Below are 6202 nucleotides of genomic sequence, written 5' to 3'. Positions count from 1 at the left end.
TAGATCTCGTCATGACCTGATATTCCTCTTCTTCGGCGCGGTCGGGGTTGCGGCCCAACGCAAGTCCGATCAGCGTCAGGACGCCGACGATTGCGACGTAGACGATGATGAGTACCCAGCTGTCGGTCTTGTCCAACAGGAAGACGAAGATCAGCGGAGCCATCGCGCCGCCGACTACACCTGCGAGCGTGTAGGCGAGCGAACTGCCGGTCGAGCGGAGTCGGACGGTGAACTGCTCGGTCACGAACGCTGCCTGCGGCCCGTACATGAACGAGTGGAATGCCAAGCCGACGACGATGCCGAGAATCAGGAGCGGCAGCGAGCTTCCGCCGATGATCAGGAAGAAGATGGCGCTCCACGTGACGCCGCCGACCGCGGCGACGCCGTAGACGAGCCGACGGTTGATCCGGTCGGACAGCGCTCCCGCCAGTGGGATCAGTCCGAGCTGGAACGTCGAGCCGACGAGAATCGCGATCAGAACCTCGCTACGTTCGAACCCGAGCTTCTGAGTTCCGTAGGTGATCGAGAAGACGGTGAACAGCGCGTAGATGACGTCGGGTGCGATGCGCGACATGATTGCTGCAACCAGCGGACGTCGTTGGGTCTTGAACACTTCGCTGATCGGTGCTTCGGATCGGTCGCCGCTCTCCTGCAGCGCCTTGAACACCGGTGTGTCTTCCAGCTTCAGTCGAATCCAGAGGCCGAATCCGACGAGCACAGCGGAGAAGAGGAAGGCCACGCGCCAACCCCATGATTCGAACTGTTCTTCGGTCAGCGCGAGCGTCAACCCTGCGAGTGCGCCGTTGGCGAGGAGGTTGCCTGCAGGCGGTCCGATCTGTGCGGCGGAGGACCAGAACCCGCGCTGGCTGGGGTTGCCGTATTCACTCGACAGGAGGACTGCGCCGCCCCATTCGCCGCCGACTGCGACTCCCTGTGCGAATCGCATCGTGACGAGAAGGATCGGCGCGACGATACCGATCGTGTCGTATCCGGGGATCAGTCCGATGGCGAAGGTGGTGACGCCGATCAACAGCAAGGTGATGACGAGTAGCTGCTTACGTCCGATCACATCGCCGAGCCGTCCGAAGACGAATCCGCCGACCGGACGGGCGATGTACCCGACTGCGTAGGTAGAGAACGCCAGCAAGGTCCCTGTCAGCGGATCGCTGTCGGGGAAGAAGACGATCGGGAAGATGAGCGCAGCGGCAGCTGAGTAGACGGCAAAGTCGTACCACTCCAGTGCTGTGCCGGTGAGGCTCGCGGCGAATGCCTTCGCCAGGCCTTTCTTGTCGACTGTCTGCGCAGTCATGTGCAACTCCTTCGTCTGTGCCTTGGGTCACTCGATCCGTTGTACGTTGTCCATACTTGCTGTATACAAGACGTATGCGCAAGTGTTTCGGCGTATTGGAAACAATCAATTAACGAGAGGGCCTCCTTGATGCTGACGTTCACGCTCCCTGACGGTTCGACCGAAACGGTCGAGCCTCGCACACTGCTCAACGCCGGCTACGCGGGCCGCAACCAGGACGAAGTGGCCCACCACATCGCCGAACTGGCAGAACTGGGTGTTCCAGCTCCGACGGTCACCCCGGCGATGTACCCGATTTCGCCGTACCTTGCGCAGCAGACCGACGAGGTTCACGTCCAGCACGGGCGCACGTCCGGAGAGGCCGAATGGGCGCTGGTCATTCTCGGTGACACCGAGAACGACGTCCTGCTCACCGTCGCATGCGACCACACCGACCGCGAGCTGGAGGTTCACAGCGTCGCCTGGAGCAAGAATGCATCCCCCGACGTGCTGGGAACGAACGCGTGGCGGCTGTCCGACGTTGCCGATCGCATCGACGAGATCACTCTGAAAGCCTGGGTCGGTGAGACGCCGATTCAGACGGGTTCGCTCGCGGATCTGCTCTCGCCGAAATACTGGCTCGACGTCCTCCGCGAACGCGGATTGTTCGAGCGGGGAACCATCCTGATTTCGGGCACGATCTCCATGCACCCCGGTGTCGACCAGTTCGCCGATTCATGGAAGGTCGAGATGGGCGATCCGGCCACCGGCAACGTTTTGACCTGCGAATACCGGACAATTCTGATGCCTGCGCCTATCGGCTGACGCCTCCGACGTAGGCTGGACTGCGTGACTAAGCCAATTATCGAGTTCCAGGCAGGCCCGCCGCCCGTCGATCTGGTCATTGTGGATCTGGTCGAGGGAGACGGCACCGAAGCTGTTCCCGGGGGCAATGTCGAGGTTCATTACGTCGGCGTCGAGTTCGAGTCGGGCGAAGAATTCGACTCCTCGTGGAACCGCGGCGAGTCGATCAAGTTCCCGCTGCGGGGCCTGATTCAGGGCTGGCAGGACGGGATCCCAGGCATGAAGGTCGGCGGACGTCGTCAGCTCACCATTCCGCCGGAGCTTGCATACGGACCTGCAGGCCAGGGCCACCGGCTGTCCGGCAAGACGCTCGTGTTCGTGATCGACCTGCTCGACGTCAGCTAGCGCAGAGCTGGGATGGCGGCCCGTGCGCGGGCTGCCTCCCGCGTTGCCGTCGTATTGCTTTTTCCGCCTCGTGAACCCGCGAGTTTTGCAGCGATGTGCTCGGCAACGGTGACGGGTTCGTAGTGAAGTGCCTCGCCCGGTTCGATGCACGAGGTCAGGGGCGCGATCGTCGCGTCCAGATTCCCGTCGTGGAAGAACGCCACCGAACGACGTCGAACGATGTTTCCGTCCACGATCGGTGGCCGCACCCGATGCAGTGTGGACAACCACCGGTCGTTGGTGAGCCTGGCCGTCAGATCCCCGAGATTGATCAGCAGTGCATCGTCCGCGGGCGACACGTCGTGCCATCGCAGGTCACTGCCGACCACCTGTAGCCCAGCCACCTGGTCGGCCCACAGCACGGTGACGAGGCCGTAGTCGGTGTGCTCGCCCATTCCGTCCAACTCGCCGTCGAGGTCGATTTCCCCGGCTGGAAGTGCGTAGTTGTTCATTCGGAGGGTGTCGAGCGAGTTGCTCGTGATCGATTCGAAGAAGTCGGGCGCAAGGCCGAGGGCGTCGGCGAAGATCCGGGTGAGTGTGCGTGCCACCCGCGCGGCATGCGCGAAATAGGTCGTGACGGCGTCCTCGAAACCGTCGACGGTCGGCCATACGTTGGCGACCCCGTCGCCGGTACCGACGTTGAATGCCTCGAAGAAGTCGTTCATTCGCGTCGCCGACTCCACCCCCAGGCTCAGGCTGAGCGACTCACTTCTCGGTGCCGTGTAACCACGATTGACATCCGGCGGCATGATGTACGACGCCTTGTCTGCGGCGTCGAGTGCAAAGAAGCCGTCGAGTGCGCCTCGGAGGCCGGCGAGCACGGAGTCGGGGATCCCATGCCCCGTGATCGACATGAATCCGACTGCGCTGCACGCGTAATCCAGGTCGGACGCGACTGCCCGCCTGCTCTCTTCGGTGCCGTGCCCGACGTAGGGCGAGATATCGATCGTCGGTACGTGGAACTGGGTCAGCGACATCGTACGATCTTTGCAACATCGGCCGGTTCTGTGGGTTTCTTCGGTGTAAATAACCCCTGTGTGTAGTCACGGTCCGCGGCCGTGATTACTCGTTCGCAGGGGCAGCGAGCTCGATCACAAGGCGCGCCCCACCCAGCGGGCTGTCGGTGAAGAAGGCGCGGCCACCGTGCAACTCGGCCTGCTGCTCGACGAGCGCGAGCCCGAGACCGGACCCACCCTTCGTCGCCGACGCCCCGCGGTAGAACCGCTCGAACACCGACTCCCGTTCGGCCGGGGGAATCCCCGTTCCGTCGTCGTCGACGGTGATCCGTACCAGCGCATCATCTCGGGCGACGGCAATCGAGACTCGACGGGCATTGCCGTGCCGGACGGCGTTGATGATCGCGTTGTCCAGCGCCAGCCGAAGGCCTGCAGGGAGCGCCTGCATCACCAGAGACGGCTCCGAGTCGACGCGCACGTCGAGATCAGGATTCTGGCGCATGGCGTCCTGCGCTGCGACGTCGCAGATTTCCACTACATCGACCGGCACGCGGTCGTTCTCGCTCGACAGTTCTCCGGACGCGAGCCGTTCCAGCGCGGACAGGGTCGCTTCCACCCTGCCCTGGGTGCGTTGCAGGTCCTCGAGAATCTCGAATCGTTGCGGGGGCTCGAGATCGAGTGTCCGGAGGACCTCTATGTCGGTGCGCATCGCCGTCAGCGGAGTGCGCAGCTCGTGTGCCGACACCGCGGCGAAATCGCGAGCGGTCCCGAGCGCCTCGTTGGTACGGGCTTGCGCGTCGCCCAGGCGGTCGAGCATGTCGGCGATGGCGACGGCCAGTTCGTCTGCTTCCTTGACGCCGGTTCTCGTCGCGGGAGCGCGAGGAGGCTGGGCGCTGACCTGTTGCGTCAACGTCACCAGAGGTTTCACGGCCCGACCCCCGAAGAGCCACCCCAGTCCCGTCGATGCCGCAACTGCCGCCAGTCCGCCGACGATCACCCAGCGTTGCTGATCGTCGGTGACCCGTTGGGCCTCGATCGCCGGGACGCCGATGGAGATGACGATGTCCGTCGCGGATACGGCCTCGGAGGTGTACACCCGGAATCGATTGCCGTCGACGTCGACGGTCGCGGAACCCTCGTCGAGCTCGGGCAACTGCGTCGGCGTCGATGCGATCACCAGGTCACCGGTCCGAATCGTCACCGCGAAGGCGCCGGAACTGCCGAGTTGATCGAGGAAGAGCTCGAGGCTCGCCGAGTTGGGACTGAGGACCTGGGATGCCGTCGTGAGGCGTTCGTCCAGGTTGCTGACGTTGTTCCGCGAAATCGCGACGGAGGCGACGATACCGACGGTGGCGACGACGATGGTTGCGCCCAGCGCTGTCGCGGCGGCGACGCGTGCACGGAGTGAGAACCTCAAGATGATGCCCTCAGGACGAAGCCGACGCCGCGGACGGTGTGCAGGATGCGCGGCTGGCCGTCGACCTCGATCTTCCGTCGTAGATAGCCGACGAACACGTCGACGACGTTGGTGTCGGCGACGAAGTCGTAGCCCCACACCAGCTCGAGGAGACGTTCACGGGTGAGGACGACTCCCGAGTTGCGGGCCAGGACGGCGAGCAGTTCGAATTCGCGTTTGGTGAGATCGAGCTCGCGGTCGTTCACGTGGGCGCGGTATCCGGGGATGTCCACGCGGAGGGCGCCGATCGTGACGGCCGATCCGGTGTCGGGCACCGCAGGAGCCGTCGACCTCCGGCGCAGCATCGCGCGGATGCGCGCCACCAGCTCGGCCAGCACGAATGGTTTGGTCAGGTAGTCGTCGGCACCCGACTCGAGACCGGAGATTCGATCGTCGACCGAGCTTCGCGCGCTGAGCACGCAGATCGGGACGTCGTTTCCCATTGCACGCAGGGCTTTCACGACGCTGGCGCCGTCGAGCACCGGCATGTTGATGTCGAGGACGACGACGTCAGGTGTGCGCTGCGCGACGACGGTGAGTGCCTGTCCGCCGTCCACCGCGGTGATGACGGTGAATCCGGACAGGCGAAGTCCGCGTTGCAGCGAGGCGAGCACGTCCGCATCGTCGTCGACGACGAGGACCGTGGCAGATTCAGGCACGCCTCTATGTTCTCAAGCCGCCCAGCTGTCCACCGTCATCTGGCGTTCCTCGGGCGATTTGGCGAAGAACTCTTCGAGCGCCTCGCGGCGTTCGCGATCGGCGTCGAGAGTCCACGCGACCGCCGGAGCGTTTGCGTAGAGCTTGGCGTAGAACGATTCGAAGCTGCAGGTGCTGTTCACCAACGACGCAGCTCCCGGGAAAATCGGGGTTGCTGTGTTTCTCATGTTTCCCAAGGTAGAAGACAATATTGGGCGCCCGGTGAGGCAAGTATGGGAGAACTGTGAGAACTCGACGCGGGTGGATTGTGCCGAGAATGTGCGGGTATGACTTGTTTCATGACTGTGGTGTGGTTTCGACGCGACCTTCGAACGAACGATCTCCCGCCGCTGACCACCGCAGCCGACTCGGGTGGGCCGGTACTGGGATTGTTCGTCCTCGATGAGGTACTTCTGAAGGCGTCGGGCGGCCCGCGTCGAGATTTTCTGTTTCGCAGCCTGGAGGCGCTGGACCAACAGTTGAACGGTCGGCTGCTGGTGGTCAAGGGTGATCCCGAGTCGGTGGTGCCGAAGGTGTGCAAGGCCATCGATGCCGACG

Annotated in this window: 8 protein-coding genes; 3 read left to right on the top strand and 5 right to left on the bottom strand. The window is 63.7% G+C overall.

Going from position 1 to position 6202, the window contains the following annotated elements; translation table 11 throughout:
• Positions 1–1309: MFS transporter (locus A2J03_RS20435; protein WP_068377686.1), on the bottom strand; the 1309-nt coding region annotated here is incomplete at its 3' end.
• 129 nt (positions 1310–1438) lie between these two features.
• On the opposite strand from A2J03_RS20435, the gene A2J03_RS20430 reads away from it, so the two are divergent.
• Together A2J03_RS20430 and A2J03_RS20425 are read left to right on the top strand one after the other, a co-directional pair.
• Positions 1439–2113: a DUF2848 domain-containing protein gene (locus A2J03_RS20430; RefSeq protein WP_068377683.1), complete on the top strand. Its 675-nt coding sequence runs from the start codon at positions 1439–1441 to the stop codon at positions 2111–2113.
• Between the two features lie 24 nt (positions 2114–2137).
• Positions 2138–2497: an FKBP-type peptidyl-prolyl cis-trans isomerase gene (locus A2J03_RS20425; protein ID WP_068377677.1), complete on the top strand. Its 360-nt coding sequence runs from the start codon at positions 2138–2140 to the stop codon at positions 2495–2497.
• Here A2J03_RS20425 and A2J03_RS20420 read toward each other — a convergent pair.
• From A2J03_RS20420 to A2J03_RS20405, 4 genes are all read right to left on the bottom strand, one after another.
• Positions 2494–3513 (bottom strand): isopenicillin N synthase family dioxygenase, encoded by a 1020-nt coding sequence (locus A2J03_RS20420; protein ID WP_068377676.1) that lies wholly within the window; start codon positions 3511–3513, stop codon positions 2494–2496. The genes A2J03_RS20425 and A2J03_RS20420 overlap by 4 nt on opposite strands.
• A gap of 85 nt (positions 3514–3598) precedes the next feature.
• On the bottom strand, positions 3599–4909 hold the full coding sequence (locus A2J03_RS20415) for a sensor histidine kinase (RefSeq protein WP_068377674.1): 1311 nt from the start codon (positions 4907–4909) through the stop codon (positions 3599–3601).
• On the bottom strand, positions 4906–5607 hold the full coding sequence (locus tag A2J03_RS20410) for a response regulator transcription factor (protein ID WP_068377672.1): 702 nt from the start codon (positions 5605–5607) through the stop codon (positions 4906–4908). The genes A2J03_RS20415 and A2J03_RS20410 overlap by 4 nt, the downstream gene beginning before the upstream one ends.
• A 12-nt stretch (positions 5608–5619) precedes the next feature.
• Complete coding sequence (locus A2J03_RS20405) at positions 5620–5832, bottom strand: hypothetical protein (protein ID WP_068377670.1); 213 nt, start codon at positions 5830–5832, stop codon at positions 5620–5622.
• A 111-nt stretch (positions 5833–5943) separates the two neighbouring features.
• On the opposite strand from A2J03_RS20405, the gene A2J03_RS20400 reads away from it, so the two are divergent.
• The coding region (locus tag A2J03_RS20400) for a deoxyribodipyrimidine photo-lyase (protein ID WP_197480881.1) at positions 5944–6202 on the top strand (259 nt) is incomplete at its 3' end.

Source organism: Rhodococcus sp. EPR-157, assembly GCF_001647195.1.
GTDB lineage: Bacteria > Actinomycetota > Actinomycetes > Mycobacteriales > Mycobacteriaceae > Rhodococcoides.
Note: the sequence above shows the minus strand (reverse complement) of the source record. Positions and strands in the feature narration are given on the sequence as shown.